Raw genomic sequence first — 20789 nt, 5'->3', positions numbered from 1 at the left:
CTTTTAGTTGTTTAAAAGAGATAAAGTGTAGCTATACGTATATTCTTTATCTTCCAGGCGATACTGCTCAAAAGGGTATTGTCCCCAACTGTTGAGACCTCCTAAGCCGCGTTGCTTTAAATCAATATGCAGATAAACCTCATCTTCAACGGTTAAATCTGTAGGATGCTTCTGATCTTTGGTCGCTCCCGGATCAAGATCTTCGGTTGAAATATGCAACGCGCTAAACCCTAAAGGTTGTGCTCCGGTAACTTTTAAACCGTTGCTGTTTCCGTCAGAAAGGCTTAGCCAACGCGTATCTGTATGGTAACCTGATTCTTGCGGACGAATGTACGTCCACGTAAATTGATTTTTCACATCGTCTTGATACACTCCCAAGAAGGCAGACTCTTTTCGATCTGAATAATTTTCCCAAGGTCCGCGACCGTAATATTGCAATTGATCGAAGTCTTTATTTAAAACCATACGCATTCCAAATCGTGGAATTTCAGGAGTTTTATCATCATTAATTTTGATCGAAGCGGTAACTTTTATATCCCCTGAATTTTTTATAAAATACTCAACGGTATAAGCTGCATCAATTTCCGGAAGTTGATAAGTTACTAAAACAGGTAGCCCTTCTTTAGTCTGCACGCTTACTTGGCTTTTGGTCACCACAGCATTTGCAGTGGCATCTTTCCAAGCTTTTAAACGACCTGGCATTCCGTTCCCAAAATCGTTATCCGTTGGCGCACGCCAGAAATACGGCTGCGGAAATTGAGCGATCACCGCAGAACCGTCTGTCAATTGGTATTGGCTTAATTTTCCTTTTTTCAGATCGAATACACCCGAAACCTCAGCAGCAGTAAAACGGAGTTGGTCTCCTTCTTTCTTAAAACTAAGTGGAGTCTCGGTTGATGAAATTGTTTCTTCAGTAAAATAATCGGTTGCTCCTAGTTTGAATTGTTCTTTAGCCAACTCAAAACCTGCCGGAACTAAAGCTGTAGCAGCTTTTGTATTTGCATAGACATTCAAGAAATATTCAGCATCAGCAGTTTGCGGAAGATTTAAATTGATCAACTTATATGAATTGGGCGCAACAGCGGCATCAAAAGTTCCTGTTTTAACCACATTACCATTTTCTAGGAGCTCCCATTTAAAATCGAATGCCTCAAGATTGGTGTAGTTGTATTTATTTTCCACTCTTAAATTTGATCCGGCTAAAGTAAAATTGATGTTTTGATACACCTTTTTTACTTCGGCTAACGAAGGATGCGCTTCACGATCTGCTGTAATGAGTCCGTTTGCGTTGAAGTTCTCATCGTTCTGCAGATCTTCACCGCCAAGATCTCCACCGTAGGCCCAAAACTCACGACCATCTTCGGTTTCGGCTCGTAGTCCTTGATCTACCCAATCCCAGATAAATCCACCTTGCATATGCGGACTGCTATCAATAATGTCCCAGTATTCTCTAAAGTTTCCGCTACTGTTACCCATCGCGTGTGAATACTCGCACATGATGAAAGGGCGGGTCACATCGGTGCGTGCCGCATATTCTTTCATATGTTTTATTCCCGGATACATAGGTGCAACCACGTCTGTATTTCGGTTTTGACCTGCTTGTTCAAAAGTTACCAAACGGGTTGGGTCAGTTTCCTTCAACCAATCGTACGCGTCATAAAAAACAGGACCATTACCACACTCATTACCCATAGACCATAAAATGATCGAAGTATGGTTTTTATCCATCTCATACATTCTTTTTATGCGGTCAAGATGCGCCGCAGCCCATTCTTCTGAATACGCCGGATGTTTTGATTTATCAAAATTTCCTTGCCATTCAGCACCCATTGCGTGCGTTTCAATATTCGCTTCATCCACGATGTAAAAACCAAACTCATCAGCCAGATCATAAACCTGTTGGCCGTGTGGATAATGACTCATACGCACCGCATTGATATTATTGCGTGCCATCAACTCAAAATCTTTGCGCGTGATTTCAAGATCTGGAACGTGGCCTTTATCAGGGTGATGCTCGTGAAGGTTTACTCCGTGTACCGTTACCGCTTTTCCGTTTACGAGAAGTTGCGCGTTTTTGAGTTCGACTTTTCTAAAGCCGGTGCGGCCTGAAGTAGCCGCAAGCGGATTACCCTTTTTATCTTCTAGCGTAATTGTGTAGGTATACAGAGTTGGAGTTTCTCCGCTCCATAATTGGATATTAGGCAATGATTTTTCAAAAGAAAGTGTACCTCCATCTTTAGGAACTTCTTTTTTCTCGGCAAAAACTAAATTATCTTCCGCATCAAAAAGCGCTACTTCTACGCGTGCTTTTTTGATCTTACTTTTTTCAAAAGTGCGCAGATCAACTTCCGCTGAAAATTCGCCTGATTTATAATCTGAAGTCAGATCACTAACAACCTTATAATCCCAAATCGTCGTTTTTGGCATCGCCTGAAGGAATACATCGCGCTCAATTCCGCTTAAACGCCAGAAATCCTGATCTTCTAGATAACTACCATCATGCCAGCGAAACACCTGCACTGCAAGAAGATTTTCGCCTTCCTCTAAAAATTCGGTGATATTGAATTCTGCCGGAGTTTTAGAAGCTTTGGTCATCCCAACTTCTTCGCCATTCACAAAAATGCGGGCATATCCTGAAATAGATCCAAAACTCAACAAAACTTCTTTACCCTCCCAGTTTTTAGGAACGCTGAATGTAGTACGATAACTGCCTACAGGATTGTACGCATCGTCAATAAATGGCGGATTCTTAGGAAACGGATAGCTTACATTGGTGTAAATAGGAATGTCAAAACCTTCGGTCTCCCAGTTAGACGGTACTTGAATGTTGCTCCACGCACTATCATCAAGATCTACCTCATAGAAATCTGTAGGACGCTCAGCCGGAGTTTTTACAATATCAAACTTCCACGTACCGTTGAGGCTTTTGTAAAGTTGAGACGCTGAGGCTTCGCGTGTTTTTGCTGTTTGTGTAGACTCATAAAGCACAAAAGCGCTTCGACCTTCTTCTTTATTGCGGTCTATAATTTCGGGATTCTCCCATTCATTTTGTGCTTGCTGGGCGGTAGCTCCCCACAAACATAGTATGCTTAGTAAACTTAAAACTGTTTTTTTCATTGAAACACGTATTGGGCTTATTTAGGGTTAGTGAGTATATTTTGTAAAATAATTTCTAATATGGAAACGGGAGTTGCAGGCGCTTTAGAGAGGCCTTCTCCATCTATCTGAGTAACTTTTTGTTTAAACAGGTGAAGCGCTTTGGTGTGCTTGTATAATTCTTTGTCAAAATTGGGTTCCCAATCACCAATGTTTTCATCAGAAAGGTCTTTTACCTGCCATTGAGTATCGGTTTTGAGATCCTTGTAGGCCAGAGAAATTTTGCTTCCTCGAAGATCATCTCTAAAAATTAACCCCAAAATCTTCTTCCCTTGATTCTCATAGATAAAAAGTTCGGGGCGAGAGATCGGTATTTTCTTAGTACCGCCACCGCCAAGCTCGAAACCAGAGTTACGGAATGCCGTATTCTCCTTTTTCCAGATTCCATCTTCTAGATAGACGACTTGGTATTGCGTTTTTCCTTCTTCATTCCAGTAATTGGCAATAAATGGATTTCCCGCTTTATCAGTAGTCATCGAGGTTTGATTGATCAAACTGCTGTTTTGCGGAATCCTATAGGCATATTCAGCAGTGCTTTCAGTTATAGGTCCGTTATAGATTTTACCTGTTGAAAGCTCCCAAGTTTCTCCTCCGTCAAGAGATCGCGCATAAGCGATGTCGTGATTGGTGCTTACGTCCCAAGTCTCGCGCCAGACCCAAGAAAGATGCACCGTACCTTGAACATCTACATAGGCTTGCCAATAGGCATTACGCTGCTCTTCCCCATCAATTAAATTATTGTGCAGCTGTCGCCACGTTTTATGCGCTGCGTTATATCTGTTTAAAATCAAAGTACCTCTACCCGACTGCCCTGACCGATACATAAACAGTACATCCCCATCAGGAAGATTATAAAATTGCGGGTAAGAAACTTTTTCTTCTTCAATACCTGTCATTTCTTGCTTTTCGCCTAACTCAAGACTCAGTGGAGCAACACTTTTTGCATACCGCAACGGGTTGTCGTGATGATCCCAACTTACGTGTAGATAGCCTTCACCGTCTACCGCCAGGCTTATCGCGTTGTGCGCATCTGTAGTTTTACCGGTATATTTGGTTTTATTGAGTTCCCAATCCCCATCAGGCAGGCTACGCTTGGCCAGAACTACGTGCGCATCCTGATCGTAATATGCTGTAAACTGAGTGGTATTAAATGTAGTAACCGCGTTCTGTCTAAAAATTACCGTATTTACAGAATTTGCAGACCACCCAAGGCCAATTTCCTTTTCTTGTAAAGTTGTACTAGGTTTTAAGGCATTACAGCCGTTGAGGGCAAGCGCACTTGCTAAAACTAGAACAATTAAAAATCTTTGATTTTTCATATATTGGCTTATAAATGTATCGAAAACATTTATAAATTTTAACTATACTTGTTTTCCCAAGATAGTTTCTTTAAGAAAACATGAATTATAGTATATTATCTAAATACTGATTTTGATTACTCAAAACTATTTTTTACGAAATCGAAATAGTTTTAAAGTCATTGTACAATTTTCTTAAAACCTTTTGGCTATTAAAGGGTAGGAAATGATTTTTTATAGGGGGTTAACTGTTCAAACCGCTATAAACACTGGAATACAAAGCAAGACTAGCCGGCGGCTGATCTCAAGTATAACGTAATCTCAAGTTTTATGTTTAAGAAAATAAGCCTATTTATACTCCTCCTTACACAGGTATGCATTGGCCAAAATGATAATCACGACAGACAACTTACCTTTTATAAGCTCGATACCGAAGATGGGCTTTCTAACAATCTCGTGCGTGTAATAGAACAAGATACGCTTGGCTTTATTTGGATTGGCACCGCCGATGGTATCAACAGATATGACGGTAATGATTTTACGGTTTTTAGAAAAGAAAATTCAGCGCTTGCAAACAATTATCTTCAGAATATTGTACATCACACCAATACAGGAAATCTTCTTGTAGGTAGTGATGGTGGTTTTGATCTTTTTAACTTAAAAACCAATTCATTTGAGCATTATAACGCTGCAAACACCATTCTTTCTAACAGTGTGAATTCATTCGCCTTCACAAAATCAGGAACGATTTATGCCGGAGATTTTGGAATTGGCATCCGCGTTTTTAAAGATCAAAGTCAACAAAAAGTATTTAAACACGAAGCTCAAAATTCACGCTCCTTATCCTCAAATGAAATCATTTCACTTCACGTGCAAAATGATTCGACCCTTTGGATAGGTACGCGTCACGACGGCTTAAACAAAATAAACCTAAAAACTCAGGAGGTTGCGAGAATACCAATACATGACCGCACAAACTTCAGGGTAAATGCACTTTTTATAGATCGCGATGATCACTTGTGGCTAGGCACGAATGAAGGAATCAAAATACTTACCCAAACCACTGCTCTTAACCCAACAATTATAGAAGGTTTAGCAGGAAGCGACATTACAAGTTTTGAAGAGGATGCCTATGGAAGAATCTGGGTAGGTACTTATGACGAAGGACTTAAGATCATAAGTAAATCTAAACCACTAAGAGGATTCAATGATCTTAGTATAACCAATTATTTACCGAAAGATGATGGTACCAGTGTGTTTAACGCAACCGTTTTTTCGATTAAAAAAGACCGAAGTGGGAATATGTGGCTGGGCACGTATGCCGGTATAAATTATGTGAATCCCCGGGGCGAGCCGGTGAAATTGATCACAAACAGTTTAAATGGAACCGAACGCATAACGCACAACCGCATTAATGCTATTGCAGAAGATGCTTCCGGAAAATTGTTTATAGGTACAGACGGCGGCGGTGTGGATCAATACGATCCTAAAACTAATACTTATGCGTATGCTGTTTTTAACGAAGCCAACGCCCTAAAAAGTAACCACGTTTTAAGTTTACTTCAGGACACTAACAATCAATTATGGATTGGTACCTACCTGGGTGGTTTAAGCAGTTATAATAAGACCACTAAACAATGGCAGCATTATCTACAAGGAGAGCAAAAAGACGGGAATGATGTTCGCGTGTTATACCAGGCTAAAAATGAACATATTTGGGTAGGCACAAACAGAGGTGGCCTATTTGTATATGACAACGCGAGGGACGCCTTCAAATACATTACTGAACTGGGAAAGGTTGATATACGTGATATAGCTGAAGATAGTCGAGGCAATCTGTGGTTGGCAACCTATGGAAATGGGATCATTCATTATAATTTAGAAAATAAACGTAGCACACATTATAATTCAGAAAATCTTGAGGGGCTAACAACCAATGTGGTATTTAGTATTGTGGTCACAGAAGATGATGCGATTATCGCCGGTACTAAGCACGGAGGCCTTGTCCATTTTAATCCGGAATCGAAAGAAGCGCTCAATCTTAGAGAAGATAATGGGTTGAGTAATAATACCATCAACAGCATCATTGCGCACGACAGCAATTCTATTTGGCTAGGAACCTTTAAGGGAATAAGTAAATACGATCCCATCAGTCAGAAAATAGAAAATCTAACCCGTTTTAATAATATTCATAAAAGTGAGTATAATCCCGGTGCTGCGCTCAAGGCAGAAAACGGAGCGCTTTATTTTGGGAGTAATAAAGGTCTGAATCAATTTCGCCCTGAAAATTTAAAAAACTACACCACTTCTGAAGCCTTAGTAATTAAAGACTTACTCGTTTTTAATGAGTCGGTTGCAATAGAACCCACGAATAAAAAGGCCATACTCAATCAGGCAATGCCTTTTCAAGAATCGATACAATTAAACGCAGAAAATACGGTCTTCTCTATAGATTTCACAAGTTTAGATTTTCCGATCGCTAACAATACCCAATACTCGTATATTTTAGAAGGTTATAACGACCACTGGATCGATCTTAAAAATAGCAACCGCATCAACTTCAGTAATATTTCTCCGGGTTATTATACGCTAAAAATTAAAGCCGAAACACTCGCATCAACTCCTTTGTATAAAGAATTAGTCTTAACCATTTTACCTCCGTTTTGGCAAACCTGGCCTGCTTATCTCTTCTATATCGTCACGTTAATTATATTAATTTACAGCGGATTAAGGTACTATTCAGAACGCGTTTACCTCAAAAACTCATTACACTTTGAGCAGAAGCAACGCAAACTAGAACACGAATTGAATGAAGAGCGGGTACGGTTTTACACGGGTTTTAGTCACGAACTAAAAACTCCTCTGACCCTTATTCTCGCGCCCTTAGAAAATCTACTGGATGAAATTGTTCACAAACAACATCGTAAAAGTCTCAAACTGATCAAGCGTAATGCGCATAATCTTCATCAATTCATCAACAAACTTCTAGAATTCAGAAAAAGTGAAGAAGGACTCAGTCAATTGACCTTAAACAATTATAACCTAACTAAAAATTTGTCTAATTGGCTTGGGGTCTATGAACCGCTGCTAAAAAAGAAAAATTTAGACCTGGTGATTCAAATGTCCCAAACACCTGTTTACATCTACTGTGATCTCGAGAAAATTCAGGTAATTGTAAACAATCTGATCAGTAATGCTATCAATTATAGTGCTGAAAACAGCACAATTAATATTGAACTTTCTCAAGATGAAGAAGCGGTGTTTTTAAAAGTTATTGATCACGGAAGCGGTATTAATAGGCAAGATCTCGAGCACATCTTTGAATGGTACTATCAAGCCAATACCACTTTGAAAAAAGACGGAAGCGGAATTGGGCTGGCCCTCAGCCGAAGGTTTGCTTTACTGCATAACGGCACCTTAGCCGTAGAAAGTAAATTAGGCGCAGGAAGTACATTTACCCTCAAACTACCTAAAGATGATAGCTTAGTTGATGCCTATCTCGAAGAAAATATACACGCTACTGAAAACAAAAAATTCATTGAAGCTTCTATTCAAAGTGCCACCGAGAATGGTATTGAAACGCAGACGACGCAAGCTATGCGCATTAAACCAGAAAGTCAGCGCGCACTCATTTTAGTAATTGATGACAATCCAGATATATTAGACTTTCTTGATACCTCGCTTTCTCAGAATTATGATCTGATTCAAGCTGAAAATGGTGAAGAAGGTATTGCGCAAGCTTGCAAACACGTTCCTGATTTAATTATTAGCGACGTTATGATGCCCATAAAAAATGGAATAGATCTGTGTAATTATATCAAGAACAGAAAAGAAACTTCGCATATTCCTATTATTTTACTTTCGGCTAAAAGCAATACGGAGATGATCGCAACAGGATATACTGAAGGTGCTGACGATTATATTTTAAAACCTTTCAATTTACAGCTATTGAAAGCCAGGATAGAAAATCTAATAGATTCGCGCAAGCGGCTTTTAAAAGCATATTCTGAAAATGAAAATACGCTAGAAACCGTAGATGATGATCAAAAACGACTGCTTGATGTTGAGAAGAAATTTTTAGTAGAATTCCACCAGATAGTTGAGGGGCAAATGCAACAAGGTATTAAAACCGTTGAAGTTGTAGCGCAAGAAATAGGTATGAGCCGCTCCTCTCTTTACCGAAAAATCAAAGCGATCACCGGCAAAAACATCAACGAATATATACGTAATATCAAACTGGACAAAGCTGCGCAACTCATCGAAAAAGAACAGTTTACTATTTCACAGGCAGCGTACGAAGTAGGTTTTGGTGATGCAAAGTATTTTAGAAAAATCTTTAAAGAACGATTTGGGAAGACTCCTTCTGCCTTTAAACCGAACTAAAGCATAACACTATAAAAAAAGCGCTCTGTTCAATACTGAGCGCTTTTACATTTTAAACTATCAAAATATTTATTGTGCAGGGATCGTCACGGGATTGATTCCCTCAACGGTAGGGGTAACTTCAAGTATTGAACCATCTTCAGCAAAAGTCAGCTTATCTATACAAACTTCTCTGTGAAAGCCAGCCGGACCACCCATCGTGATTCCACGTGGACGTGTAAAGCGATGGTACACAATATACCAGTCATCTGTACCCGGCACATTGATCACCGAATTATGACCGGTTCCATAAATTTCGTTTTCCTCATCTTTTTTGATCACTAAATTCTCCTCCGGAATATTTAGAGGTCCTAACGGAGTATCTCCCGTCGCATAACGCACACGATAATTGGGGCTTCGGGTATCGTCTTCAGACCACAGGAAGTAGTATTTACCTTTTCTAAAAAACACTTCGGTCCCCTCTCTAAAAGTGCCGTCAGGAGTCATTTCTTTTAGTGTTTCTTCTTTGTAAGACATCATATCGTCATTGAGTTCTGCACCAGCCATATAGCCGTTACCCCAATAAAAATAAGCTTTCCCATCATTTGGATCTACAAAAACATCAGGATCAATGATTTGACCGCCGCCGCGTTTTATCGCCTCGGGCTTCTCCCCTACAAAAGCTTTTCCAGAATCAGTAAATGGGCCGGCCGGGTCATCTGCTGTAGCAAGACCTATGTTCTGCGCCGCAGAGAAATAGTAGAAGTATTTCAACTTCCCATCAATCTCTTTTTCAGCAATACAAGGCGCCCACGCGTTACGGGTAGCCCAGGAAACATCCTCAAGTAAATCTACAATGACACCTTCGTCTTCCCAATGTACCAGATCTTTTGAAGAAAAGGTCTTAAAATAAGTTCCGCTCCATCCATCAAAACCATCGCTGGTAGGATATAAATAGAATTTTTGATCTTTAGAAGAATAAATGATTTCAGGATCAGCATAATATCCGTCAAGAACCGGATTATTCGCTACTGCTGCTTCTACCGAATAGGTTTTTTGAGTTCCGTCAGGTAATTCAAGCGTATACGACTGTGCCGCTCCTGAGAAATCTTTAGCTCCGGAATCTACCAATTTTACTCCCGGAAAAGTGATCAATTGCGGATCAAGAGCTGCTACGCTACTATCTGTATAAACCGGTAAATATACCGAAGCATTCTCTGCATTAGTTACCATATTCTGAGTGCGTACAGCACCCGATTTTGAACCTACAATAAGCGGTAAATTTTCTGATGGAAACGCTTTTAGTAACTGCGTTGCTTCGGCTTCTGTCACCGGAATGATCGTACCGTGACGCGGATGAAAATTCATAGAAACCTTATCTGCGCCCAAAGCTTTAAAGTTTAATAAATCGGTTGACTCTGCGAATTGATATTTCCCATCAACGTACATATCATACATCAAAATATACTTATCACTATCAATCATTTTAAATACTGAAGAACCTTCTACTGCGCGATCAGTTTGATCTTTATAGCCCTCTTCAGGCACATAACCAGAAGTTAAACTGTCTGAAACAGCCACACGAATTCCTTTAGTCGCAGTTCCTTCTGTTTTATAGAACATATAGTATTTATCGTCTTTTTTAATGATGTCTGCATCGATACAGGATTTCTCATCCGGACTGTAAAAAAGTTGTTTGGGAGTGCTCTCTAACCCTGTAAAATCTTCATTGGCGTACGCGTAATAAATGATATCATATCCGCCCGGTTGTAACATAGAGAAATACACCATATACTTACCTGCTTCTGCATCGTAAATGGTCTGCGGAGCCCAGGCTCTGCTAATATCACTAAACTCAGAAAATTCTTCAGCAAGATTGATTTGCGACGTTTCCCAGTTTAATAGATCTGTAGACTTTGCCAAAATAATTTCGGTATTGCTCCAGCCGTTATCAGTTTTCAAATCGGTTAAAACCATATAGAAATTTCCATCCTCTCCTCTTAAAATATGCGGATCGCGAACACCTCCGGTAGTACTTATACTGTCTGTACTCACAATAGGTTTGTCATTATTTAAGGCGTAATAATCAAAGCCATTTCTACTTAAGGCATAATGCACGGCTTCTTCCCCAGCCCTATTACCAGTGAAGTAAACAAAAAGATACGCGGTGTAATCGTCGGCAGTCTTTGTAGTATCGCAAGAATAAAAGACTTGAGATGAAACGAGCAGCGCGAGAATAAAGACCAATCGAAATTTAAACATGTTATAAAATTTAGAGTGTTTGTATAAGTCTCAGAAAGTTCTGAAACCAAATTCAAGCCAATTTTCAAAAATTCTAAAATCGACTTTACAAATAAAATAAAAATAAATGTGTTTTATACATTTATAATGCGAAAATTTAAATTTCCAATTTTTTATTCCTCATCAAAACGACTCTAAAAGTTTATTTATAACAAAAAATTTAGGCTTGAAATAACAAATTCTTAAAGCTCATTTTGATGAATTATGCATTTCAAATGCATAGAATTAGGGCCAAAAGTCCCCATTATACCTATCCTGCACCATCAACCCCCTATTATTAATTGATAAGCCCCCGATACACAAAACGCATTTTATAGAACATTGAACTCTGATTAAACGCTTATAAACAATTAAACACATTAAGCTAGATGTTCAACTAATACTTATTCTATGAAACAAAACATGTTACAATTAAAATCAATTGCGATTTGCAGTCTTGTAATGTTGTTGTTAGGCTTTTCTTTTGATGTTAAAGCTACAACGATATCGCAACCACAACAGACTGTTTCCGGTACAGTTACAACAGCGGCAGATGGTATGCCACTTCCCGGAGTTACGGTTGTTGTAAAAGGTACTTCTAACGGTACCACAACTGATTTTGACGGAAATTACGAACTTGAAGTTGCTGCAGACGCTGTGCTCTCTTTTTCTTATGTAGGAATGAAAACGATTGATATTCCTGTAAACGGTCAATCTACGATTAATGCCCAACTAGAAGAAGATCTTGGGGTTTTAGACGAAATCGTTGTCGTTGGGTATGGTAGTCAAAAGAAGTCTGATGTAACGGGCTCTGTGGCTTCGGTTCCTGAAGAACGTCTAGAAAACCTTCCGGTGACTAACGTAACCCAAGCTATTCAAGGTACTACTGCTGGACTAAATATAAGTCAAGGTTCTTCGGTGCCAGGTTCTACCGGATCTATTCAAGTGCGCGGTATCAATTCAATCACAGGAAGTACGAGTCCATTTATTGTTTTAGATGGTGTTCCGTTTACAGGTACTTTAAACGATATCAACACTAGAGATATTCAGTCTATTCAAATTCTAAAAGATGCTTCTGCCGTTGCAATTTATGGTACACGTGGTTCTAACGGAGTTATCCTTATTCAAACTAAAAGAGGAACCAGCGGTGATCCTGTGATCAATTACAGCACGTATGGCGCGATTGAAGAATTTGCAAATGTGCTTGAACCTTTAGGTCCTGATGCTTATGTGCAGAAATACGCAGATTTTTTCAGCCAAAATAATCCTGGAGCAGAACAAGATCGTATTCTTGAAAATCAGTCTGAAATCGACAATTACAATGCCGGGATCACTACAGATTGGTTTGATATTGCGACCAGAAGCGGTGTTATTCAGGAGCATAACTTAAGTATTCGCGGTGGAAGCGAGAAAACCAAATATTTTGTATCAGGTAGTTATTTGGATCAAAAAGGGGTTATTGAAGGTTATGATTATCAAAAATTCACTCTGCGTTCTAATATAGACGTTCAACTCACCGATTATTTAAAGGTTGGCCTTAATGCATTTTTTGCTAATAACAATTTTGATGGTGGTCGCGCAAATTTACTTTTGGCAACCGCTATGAGCCCCTACTCTGTTCCTTATGATGAGAACGGCGAACTCATTATCAACCCAATGTTGCCAGAGTTGCTTTATGAAAATCCGTTGTTGGGTCTAACTACAGACCGCGTACAGCGCGAGCGTACTTTATCAGGTAATGTTTTTGCTGAAGTTACTCCGGCATTTGCCGAAGGTTTAAGCTATAGAATTAACGCTTCGTACACGTTCAATCCGTATTTATATCGCAACTATACCGGTCGTGCTGCAAATAATAACAGAGGTACAGCAAATGTAGGCGGTGATGAAGAAAAAGTATGGATTATTGAAAATATCCTAAAATACTCTAAGAGCTTCGGGAAACATAATTTTGATTTAACCGCTTTATATAGTGCGCAAGCCAATGAGTTTTTCCAAGAGTCTCTTACAGGTACAGGTTTTGTAAACGACCAGTTGTCGTACAATAATATTTCGGCAGCAGAAAATATCACCGGTGATACTTATAGCACTAGATCTACGCTCTTATCACAAATGGGACGACTTAATTATAATTATGACAGTCGTTATCTACTTACGTTTACGGTACGTCGCGATGGGTATTCAGCCTTTGGTTCAAATACCAGTAAATATGGTGTATTTCCATCTGCAGCATTAGGGTGGAATATTCACAAGGAAGCATTTATGGAAAATGCTGACGTCATTAACAATTTGAAGCTAAGATTTTCTATTGGTGAAACCGGTAATCGTGGATTAAGAATTAACCAAACTCAAACCCGTGCAGGTACATTGCTTTATCCATTTGGTGGGCAGTCCTATACCGGGACTTACATCGCCGGTTTAGGTAACCCAAACTTAAAGTGGGAAACTACGGTTTCTGGAAACCTTGGTGTTGACTTTGGCTTACTAAATAACCGCATTAACGGATCGTTTGAAGTCTATAAATCAAAAACCGAAGATCTTCTTCTTAACCGAAGCATACCGGCTCTGACAGGTACTACTAGTATTATTGAAAACATAGGTGCGGTAGAAAACAGAGGTTTTGAATTTACTATAAACAGCACCAATATTGACACCGGTGATTTTAGATGGGAGAGCAACATCAACTTTTCTACCTATAAAAATGAGATTCTTGATCTTTATGGTGATGGCGAAGATGACATCCCAAGTAGATGGTTTATTGGTAAATCACTAGGTACTATTTATGATTACAAAATGGTTGGTGTTTGGCAAGAAGGTGAAGACACTGGTAGCTTTAATGCCAATCCAGGAGATTTAAAATTTGAAGACATTAATGGTGATGGAGTGATTGAGCCAGAAAACGATCGCGTCTATTTAGGTTCAAGCCTCCCTAAATGGACCGGCGGTTTGACAAATACCTTCTCTTACAAAAACTTTGATTTATCGTTCTTTATTCAGACCGTTCAGGGAGTTTTAAAAGGTAACCCTGATATCAACTATGGGGATGAATTATCAAGACGTAACACCCCTTCTAACGTAGGGTACTGGACACCTGAAAACCAAAGCAATGAATTTCCTTCTCTTGTTTATCGCAATACTTTGGGCTACGGCTATCCTAGAGATGCAAGCTACGTAAGATTAAAAGATGCGCGTCTTAGCTATAGATTTCCTATTGAAAAAATTGAACGTTTTGGCCTAGATAATTTAATGATCTACGTTGCAGGAAGAAATTTATATACCTGGACAGATTGGATAGGCTGGGATCCAGAAAGTAGCCAATCGTATAGAGGGTCTGGAGATTGGACCAACAACTACCCTGTTGTGAGAACATACTCTATAGGACTTAATGTTTCGCTTTAAAATGGCTAATCGAAAAAAGATACACTTTATGAAAAATATATCTAAACTTACACTTATACTGCTTAGTCTAAATATCTTCATATTTAGTTCTTGCGGTGATGACTTTCTAGAAGAAGAAATTCGTTCTGACTTTACTCCAGAAACACTTAACGATGAATTGGGGTATCAAGCCCAGCTCGTGGGACTTTATCAAATGCTGAGTACTTTTTATACCCGAAGCGGGCAACAAGGTTGGTTATCTGTATGGCAAGCCGGTACAGATATCGTATGGCCTACAGCACCGCAAGGAGTTGAAGTGCCGTATTACAAGTACAATCAATTAACTACAGATGATAGTGCAGCATATCAAAGCTGGGAGCTTTGGTACAATATGGTTGAAAATACAAACAGTATTATCGCCAGCATCGAGGCCAACACTTCAGAAGAACTTTCTCAAGAAGAAAAAGATGCTATTAATGCCGAAGCTCGCTTTTTTAGAGCTTATGCGTATAATAATTTAGCTACTCTTTTTGGTGGAGTTCCCTTGATTACAGAGCCGGTTACTGAAGCTCGTTTTGATTACACCCGGAATTCTCTGGAAGAAATAAATGCTCAGATTGAAACAGATTTGCAATACGCTACCGCAAATCTTGCAGATCCTACAAACGCTCCTCAATTTGAAGCACGCGTGCATAAATATGTGGCGCATCAATTATTTGCAGAATTCTACCTAAGATCTGGACAACCTGATCTGGCTGAAGATCAAGCCGATATTATTATAAATAGCAATGCCTTTCAATTAGTTACAGAACGTTATGGTGTGAAAGCAGGTGAAGAAGGAGATCCTTTTTCTGATATGTTCTTTAAAGGAAATCAGCGCCGTTCACAAGGAAATACTGAAGCGATTTGGGTCTTAGAAAATGAGAACCCTGCAGATGTGCGTGGTGGTTCAAGTGGTTCTCCTCAACAACGTCGTATTTGGGGTGCTGGCTACCATAACGTAAATGGTATGATCCCGGCAGATTCGTTAGGTGGTAGAGGAATTGCACGTATTCGTCTTAACAACTGGGTCATCTATGATCTATATGATGAAGGAGACATGCGTAACTCTAAACATAACATCCACAAGCGATTTAGATACAATAATCCTGATCCTAATTTTTCTGATATTTATGGCGAACTCGTGCCTTATGAAGGGATTGATACGCTTGCCCGAATTCAACCTTATTCGTTAAAATGGGGGCATTTTGATCCTGCAGATGTATTTGGTTTTGGGATGTGGAAAGATTTCATGATTATGCGTTTAGGTGAAACCTATTTACTAAAGGCAGAAGCGCAAGTGGCTCAGAACAATCCGGGTGGTGCTGCAACTACTATTAATATTTTAAGAACACGCGCAAATGCTCCTCAAGTAACTGCAGGAGAAATGAGCCTTGATTTTATACTCGATGAGCGCGTACGTGAATTGCTCGCTGAGGAAAACCGGAGAATGACCTTAATGCGAACCAAAATGCTCGTAGAGCGTGCTACACGACTTAACATTCAAGATGAGAGTATTCCGTTACCTCAAACAATGCGTATTGAAGGACTGCAAGAATTTCACGAGTTGTTCCCCATACCTCTTCGCGAGATTCAACTTAATAAAGAAGCAGAGTTAACTCAGAATCCTGGTTATACTGGGAGTTAATCAATGGGTTAAAATTTGTTTGTGTGAAGCGCTGTGTAAAAACAGCGCTTTTTTTATTAATGCTAGTTTAGCATAGCAGCTCTTTAATTTACTATCGTTATAGTAGCTTGATCTCAAAAGTTTTAAATATCCTTAACGGAAATATGTCCTGCTTCCGCTTAACTTCAAAGTAAATTCTACAAAACGTTGGGCTTATGTTAGACTATTTTGACTCGCAAACCTCAAAATTTTTGCTCATTACCATTCTTGCAGGAATGGTCTTTTTCGGCTTGATTTTCTATTTTCTAAAGAAATTAGGCAAAAGCCCTAAGAATATTCTACCAGTCAATTTCGCCGGAAAAATGAGACTTCCGCTTGCGCTATTTATGTTGGCGCTTGTGCTAAAAATCATCAAAACAAACGATCGTATTTTAGAATTTATAGAGGAGAACTTTTTGAGTCATGTAAGTACGTTACTCTTTATTTTAAGCATCACTTGGATTTTAATCGTCATTCTCAAAGCATTTAAAAGAAATATTCTTTTAAAATATGATATGAGTGCTTCAGACAATGTTCACGCGCGTAAAGTCTATACGCAATTTACCGTACTCGAACGCGTGCTTATGTTTTTAATCATTCTTTTTGCAGTAAGTATCGCCTTGATGAGTTTTGATAGCATTCGCTCTATAGGTGTAAGTATGTTGACTTCCGCCGGAATCGCAGGGATCATCATTGGTTTTGCTGCACAAAAAGCCTTAGGTACTTTGATGGCGGGGATTCAAATTGCGTTTACGCAGCCTATTCGTTTAGACGATGTGGTGGTCGTTGAAGGAGAATGGGGCCGTATTGAAGAAATTTATCTTACCTATGTGGTTGTAAAAATCTGGGACAAACGCCGTCTGGTACTGCCTACCACCTATTTTATCGAACAACCTTTTCAAAACTGGACACGCAATTCTTCAGATATTTTAGGTACTGTATTTATCTACACAGATTACAACGTGCCTTTTGATGCACTTCGCGAAGAACTCACCAGAATTCTTAAAAATACTGACTTATGGGATGGTGAAGTTAACGTGCTTCAGGTGACTGATACCAATAACGAAATGGTTGAAACCCGAGCCCTAATGAGCGCCATTGACTCCCCTACTGCCTGGGATCTACGTGTACACGTAAGAGAAAAATTGGTCATTTTTATTCAAGAAAATTATCCGCATAGTTTACCGCGTACTCGTGTAGAAATGCAATCGCGTAAGGATAGTGATAAGGTTGAAAAAGCAACTAAAGAACCAGACAAATCAGATTTACTCAGAGATAAATAATTGAGATCTTAACGGGATAGGCAATTTAAATAACAGAACTTTGCACTCCCCTTAGATTTAAATTATGAGTAAAACAGAATCTGCAGTAAGCGCTACGTACTTCAGTATTATTGGCAATACTGTGCTGGCGATCGCTAAAGCTTTGGCCGGGATCTTTGGCAATTCTTATGCATTGATCGCTGATGCCATTGAGTCTACCGCAGATATTTTTGCTTCACTTCTGGTACTATTCGGTTTAAAATATGCTGAAAGACCTGCAGACGACAATCACCCATACGGTCACGGTAAAATTGAACCGCTCATTACCTTTATGGTCGTTGCTTTCTTAGTGACTTCTGCAACGGTGATCGCTTACGAGAGCGTTCAAAATATTTTATTGGTAGCGCCTCAAAAACCACCAAAACTCTGGACACTCATTGTGCTGGCAGTAATCATCGTATGGAAAGAAATCTCCTTTAGAATTGTACTAAAACGCAGCAAGGAAACCAATAGTTCTTCACTTAAAGCTGACGCCTGGCATCACCGCAGTGACGCAATAACATCGGTAATGGCCTTTATAGGGATTTCTGTTGCTTTGATTTTTGGGGAAGGCTTTGAGACTGCAGATGATTGGGCTGCCCTCTTTGCTTCGGGTATTATTCTGTATAACGCCTATCTCATTTTCAGGCCTGCTTTAGGCGAAATTATGGACGAAAATCGCTATGATGATATTATCGAATTGGTACGCATCAAAGCATTAGAAGTTCCGGGAGTTTTAGATACTGAAAAAGCATTTATTCGAAAAGCCGGAATGAGTTATCACTTAGATTTGCACGCCATTGTAGACGGAAGCATTTCGGTGGCTAAAGGGCACGAGATCGCCCATCGATTACAAGACTATTTAAAAGAAGAAATTCCCAACCTCAACTTTATTTTAATACACGTTGAGCCTGGGAATCCCTCAGAAATTTAAGCTATTGAAGTAGCTAGACGTTATAAACCTGCAGCAGCGTCTTGATCTAAAAACCAATGCAATTGGCCTTGTTTAGGCGCTACTAAACTCGCAGGAAATTCTTTATAACCATCGTGCTTTTTATGAATCGCAGTTACCTTTTCTTCTTTTCCTGCTCCGGTAACTAAAAACGCAATGGTTTTTGCATTGTTCACGATCTTACCGGTAAAGGTCACGCGCTTTTGACCAGAATCAGGGTGTTTAGCCACACGACAATTTTCTGGCATATCCCATAATTCAATATTGTAAGGAAAAATAGAAACGGTGTGCCCATCATCTCCCATTCCTAACATGACAACATCAAAATAAGGAATACCGTTAGCCTTTGGTAATTGCTCATCAAGCACTTTTGAATAGCGCTTTGCTTCCTCTTCAGGATCATCTTCTCCTTTAATTCTAAAGATATTTTCTTCAGGAATATCAATTTTAGAAATCAGGTGTTCTACGGTCATTTTGTAGTTGCTCTCATCATCAGAAGGCGGCACGCAACGCTCGTCTCCCCAATACAAGAACACTTTGGTCCAATCAATATCTGCACCGTATTCTTTGGCTAAATGATCAAAAACAATCTTTGGAGTGCTTCCGCCGGAAAGTGCGATATGCACATCTTCTCCGGTGGTACATTTTTCTTTAAAAAATTCAGAAAATTCTTCAGCTACAAGCTGCTTCGTTTCTTTAATATGTAAGTCCATTTCTGGAATAATTTTAATTAAAATTTCAGTTTAAATAATGCAGAATCCGGTTTCATCGGTAAGCAACTCTCCCGGATTTCTCCAACCATTACTATCTTCGATCAAATCATCAGAATTCTTAGGGCCCCAAGTTCCGGCGGGATAACCGTAGGTAGGTACATCTTTATCATTTGCCCAGTATTCTAAAATAGGATCAACAAATGCCCAAGCCGCTTCAACCTCATCGGCACGTGCATAAAGGGTTGTATCTCCTTGCATCGCATCCAGCAATAGACGCTCGTAAGCATCCATAATATTTTTGTCGGCAAGACTGCTGTAGTAAAAGTCCATATTCGCGCGCTCTACTTTAAATCCTTGACCCGGAACTTTTACCCCAAATTTGATCAAAATACCTTCATCCGGCTGAATACGAATCACCAGCTTATTGTCTTTATTATTGATGTCCTGCTCTTTAAACACTTGATGGTGCGGTGTTTTAAAATGAATCACCACTTCGGTAACCTTAGTAGGCATACGCTTAGCGGTACGAACATAAAACGGAACATCCTTCCAACGCCAGTTATCTACAAAGAATTTGATCGCTGCATAGGTTTCGGTTTTAGAATCAGGGTCTACTCCTTCTTCTTCACGATAGCCTTTTACGCGTTTGCCATCAATGCTAGAAGCAACATATTGTCCTTTCATCGTGTGATCAAAAAGCGTTTGTGTATCGGTCATTCTACGTATAGACTTCAGCGCTTTTACCTTTTCATTATGGATCTCGTCAGCATCAGCACTAATGGGTGGTTCCATTACTATTAACGAAACAATCTGCAGCAAGTGACTCTGAAACATATCACGTAAAGCTCCAGACTTGTCGTAGTAGCCTCCGCGCTTTTCTACACCTACAGTTTCAGCATTGGTGATCTCTACGTGGTGAATGTAATTACGGTTCCAAAGCGGTTCAAAAATAGAGTTTGAAAAACGGGTAACCATTAAGTTTTGTACGGTTTCTTTACCTAAGTAATGGTCTATTCTGTAAATCTGCTTTTCTTTAAAATATTTCTGCAACCCGGCATTAAGCTCTTTAGCAGTCTCTAGACTGTAACCAAAAGGTTTCTCAACAATGATACGTCTAAATCCTTTATCAGTCCCTGAACCTTTTGTTAACCCTTGGTCAGAAAGGTTTTTTGATATAGGCTCAAACAAGCTCGGTGGCGTAGAAAGGTAAAAAGAATAATTACCATCAAGACCGTGCTCCTCGTTTAGTGAGGTAATACGTTTGTTGAGTTTGCTGTATTCAGAATCATAATCATCGCCTAGATCTGAATAAAACATCATGTCTGCAAATTTCTTGATGAACTCGTCATCTTTCTTCTTGAGTTTATCTTTTAAAAACGGACTCTCGTAAACAACGCGTTTTCTAAATTCTTCATCACTCATATCACTCCTACTCGCTCCTAGCACTGCAAAATTTTCGGGAAAATGTCCTCCCTCATATAAGTTGTACAAAGCAGGAATAAGTTTACGGGCAGTTAGATCTCCAGAAGCTCCAAAAATGACCAGGAGCTGATTAGATGTTTTATTCATAAGAATAATTATTTTTCTATTTTTTGATTCGTTAGGTGGTTATTTACAATTATAACATGAGTTTATAGAATAAAGGGG

Annotated in this window: 10 protein-coding genes; 5 read left to right on the top strand and 5 right to left on the bottom strand. The window is 39.4% G+C overall.

Annotation, left to right across the window (positions count from 1 at the left end; all coding sequences use genetic code 11):
• Positions 1-3: 3 nt before the first annotated feature.
• Both HCN54_RS05245 and HCN54_RS05240 read right to left on the bottom strand, forming a co-directional pair.
• Positions 4-3117 carry a glycoside hydrolase family 2 TIM barrel-domain containing protein gene (locus HCN54_RS05245; protein WP_167596837.1) on the bottom strand — a complete coding sequence of 1038 codons (3114 nt, stop codon included), beginning with the start codon at positions 3115-3117 and terminating at the stop codon, positions 4-6.
• A gap of 17 nt (positions 3118-3134) precedes the next feature.
• Entirely contained in the window at positions 3135-4475 is a 1341-nt protein-coding gene (locus tag HCN54_RS05240; RefSeq protein WP_167596836.1) for a BNR repeat-containing protein, read from the bottom strand.
• A 309-nt stretch (positions 4476-4784) separates the two neighbouring features.
• On the opposite strand from HCN54_RS05240, the gene HCN54_RS05235 reads away from it, so the two are divergent.
• Entirely contained in the window at positions 4785-8837 is a 4053-nt protein-coding gene (locus HCN54_RS05235; protein ID WP_167596835.1) for a two-component regulator propeller domain-containing protein, read from the top strand.
• 69 nt (positions 8838-8906) lie between these two features.
• On the opposite strand, the gene HCN54_RS05230 is transcribed toward HCN54_RS05235, so the two are convergent.
• Positions 8907-11078 carry a family 43 glycosylhydrolase gene (locus HCN54_RS05230; RefSeq protein ID WP_167596834.1) on the bottom strand — a complete coding sequence of 724 codons (2172 nt, stop codon included), beginning with the start codon at positions 11076-11078 and terminating at the stop codon, positions 8907-8909.
• 429 nt (positions 11079-11507) lie between these two features.
• Here HCN54_RS05230 and HCN54_RS05225 point away from each other — a divergent pair, with 429 nt between their 5' ends.
• The 4 genes from HCN54_RS05225 (at position 11508) to HCN54_RS05210 (ending at position 18411) form a co-directional block, all read left to right on the top strand.
• Positions 11508-14492 carry a SusC/RagA family TonB-linked outer membrane protein gene (locus tag HCN54_RS05225; RefSeq protein ID WP_240924950.1) on the top strand — a complete coding sequence of 995 codons (2985 nt, stop codon included), beginning with the start codon at positions 11508-11510 and terminating at the stop codon, positions 14490-14492.
• Between the two features lie 28 nt (positions 14493-14520).
• The gene (locus tag HCN54_RS05220) at positions 14521-16158 is read left to right on the top strand and encodes a RagB/SusD family nutrient uptake outer membrane protein (protein ID WP_072982872.1); all 1638 of its coding nucleotides are present in this window, start codon (positions 14521-14523) and stop codon (positions 16156-16158) included.
• Positions 16159-16352: 194 nt separating this feature from the next.
• Positions 16353-17459, top strand: a complete 1107-nt coding sequence (locus HCN54_RS05215; protein ID WP_167596833.1) for a mechanosensitive ion channel family protein — start codon at positions 16353-16355, stop codon at positions 17457-17459.
• A gap of 64 nt (positions 17460-17523) precedes the next feature.
• Positions 17524-18411: a cation diffusion facilitator family transporter gene (locus tag HCN54_RS05210; protein ID WP_167596832.1), complete on the top strand. Its 888-nt coding sequence runs from the start codon at positions 17524-17526 to the stop codon at positions 18409-18411.
• A gap of 20 nt (positions 18412-18431) precedes the next feature.
• On the opposite strand, the gene pgl is transcribed toward HCN54_RS05210, so the two are convergent.
• Positions 18432-19142 carry a 6-phosphogluconolactonase gene (gene pgl / locus HCN54_RS05205; RefSeq protein WP_167596831.1) on the bottom strand — a complete coding sequence of 237 codons (711 nt, stop codon included), beginning with the start codon at positions 19140-19142 and terminating at the stop codon, positions 18432-18434.
• Between the two features lie 30 nt (positions 19143-19172).
• Positions 19173-20711, bottom strand: a complete 1539-nt coding sequence (gene zwf, locus HCN54_RS05200) for a glucose-6-phosphate dehydrogenase (RefSeq protein ID WP_072982490.1) — start codon at positions 20709-20711, stop codon at positions 19173-19175.
• Between the last annotated feature and the right edge of the window lie 78 nt (positions 20712-20789).

The organism is Leeuwenhoekiella sp. ZYFB001 (assembly GCF_011784865.1).
In the GTDB taxonomy this organism is placed as follows: Bacteria; Bacteroidota; Bacteroidia; order Flavobacteriales; family Flavobacteriaceae; genus Leeuwenhoekiella; species Leeuwenhoekiella palythoae.
This window is presented reverse-complemented; position numbering and strand designations above follow the sequence as displayed.

Bases quoted from the DNA above. Each gene is read 5' to 3' on its own strand.
- pgl (WP_167596831.1), bottom strand. From the start codon at position 19,142: ATGGACTTACATATTAAAGAAACGAAGCAGCTTGTAGCTGAAGAATTT.
- HCN54_RS05245 (WP_167596837.1), bottom strand. From the start codon at position 3,117: ATGAAAAAAACAGTTTTAAGTTTACTAAGCATACTATGTTTGTGGGGA.
- HCN54_RS05210 (WP_167596832.1), top strand. From the start codon at position 17,524: ATGAGTAAAACAGAATCTGCAGTAAGCGCTACGTACTTCAGTATTATT.
- zwf (WP_072982490.1), bottom strand. From the start codon at position 20,711: ATGAATAAAACATCTAATCAGCTCCTGGTCATTTTTGGAGCTTCTGGA.
- HCN54_RS05225 (WP_240924950.1), top strand. From the start codon at position 11,508: ATGAAACAAAACATGTTACAATTAAAATCAATTGCGATTTGCAGTCTT.
- HCN54_RS05230 (WP_167596834.1), bottom strand. From the start codon at position 11,078: ATGTTTAAATTTCGATTGGTCTTTATTCTCGCGCTGCTCGTTTCATCT.
- HCN54_RS05240 (WP_167596836.1), bottom strand. From the start codon at position 4,475: ATGAAAAATCAAAGATTTTTAATTGTTCTAGTTTTAGCAAGTGCGCTT.
- HCN54_RS05215 (WP_167596833.1), top strand. From the start codon at position 16,353: ATGTTAGACTATTTTGACTCGCAAACCTCAAAATTTTTGCTCATTACC.
- HCN54_RS05220 (WP_072982872.1), top strand. From the start codon at position 14,521: ATGAAAAATATATCTAAACTTACACTTATACTGCTTAGTCTAAATATC.
- HCN54_RS05235 (WP_167596835.1), top strand. From the start codon at position 4,785: ATGTTTAAGAAAATAAGCCTATTTATACTCCTCCTTACACAGGTATGC.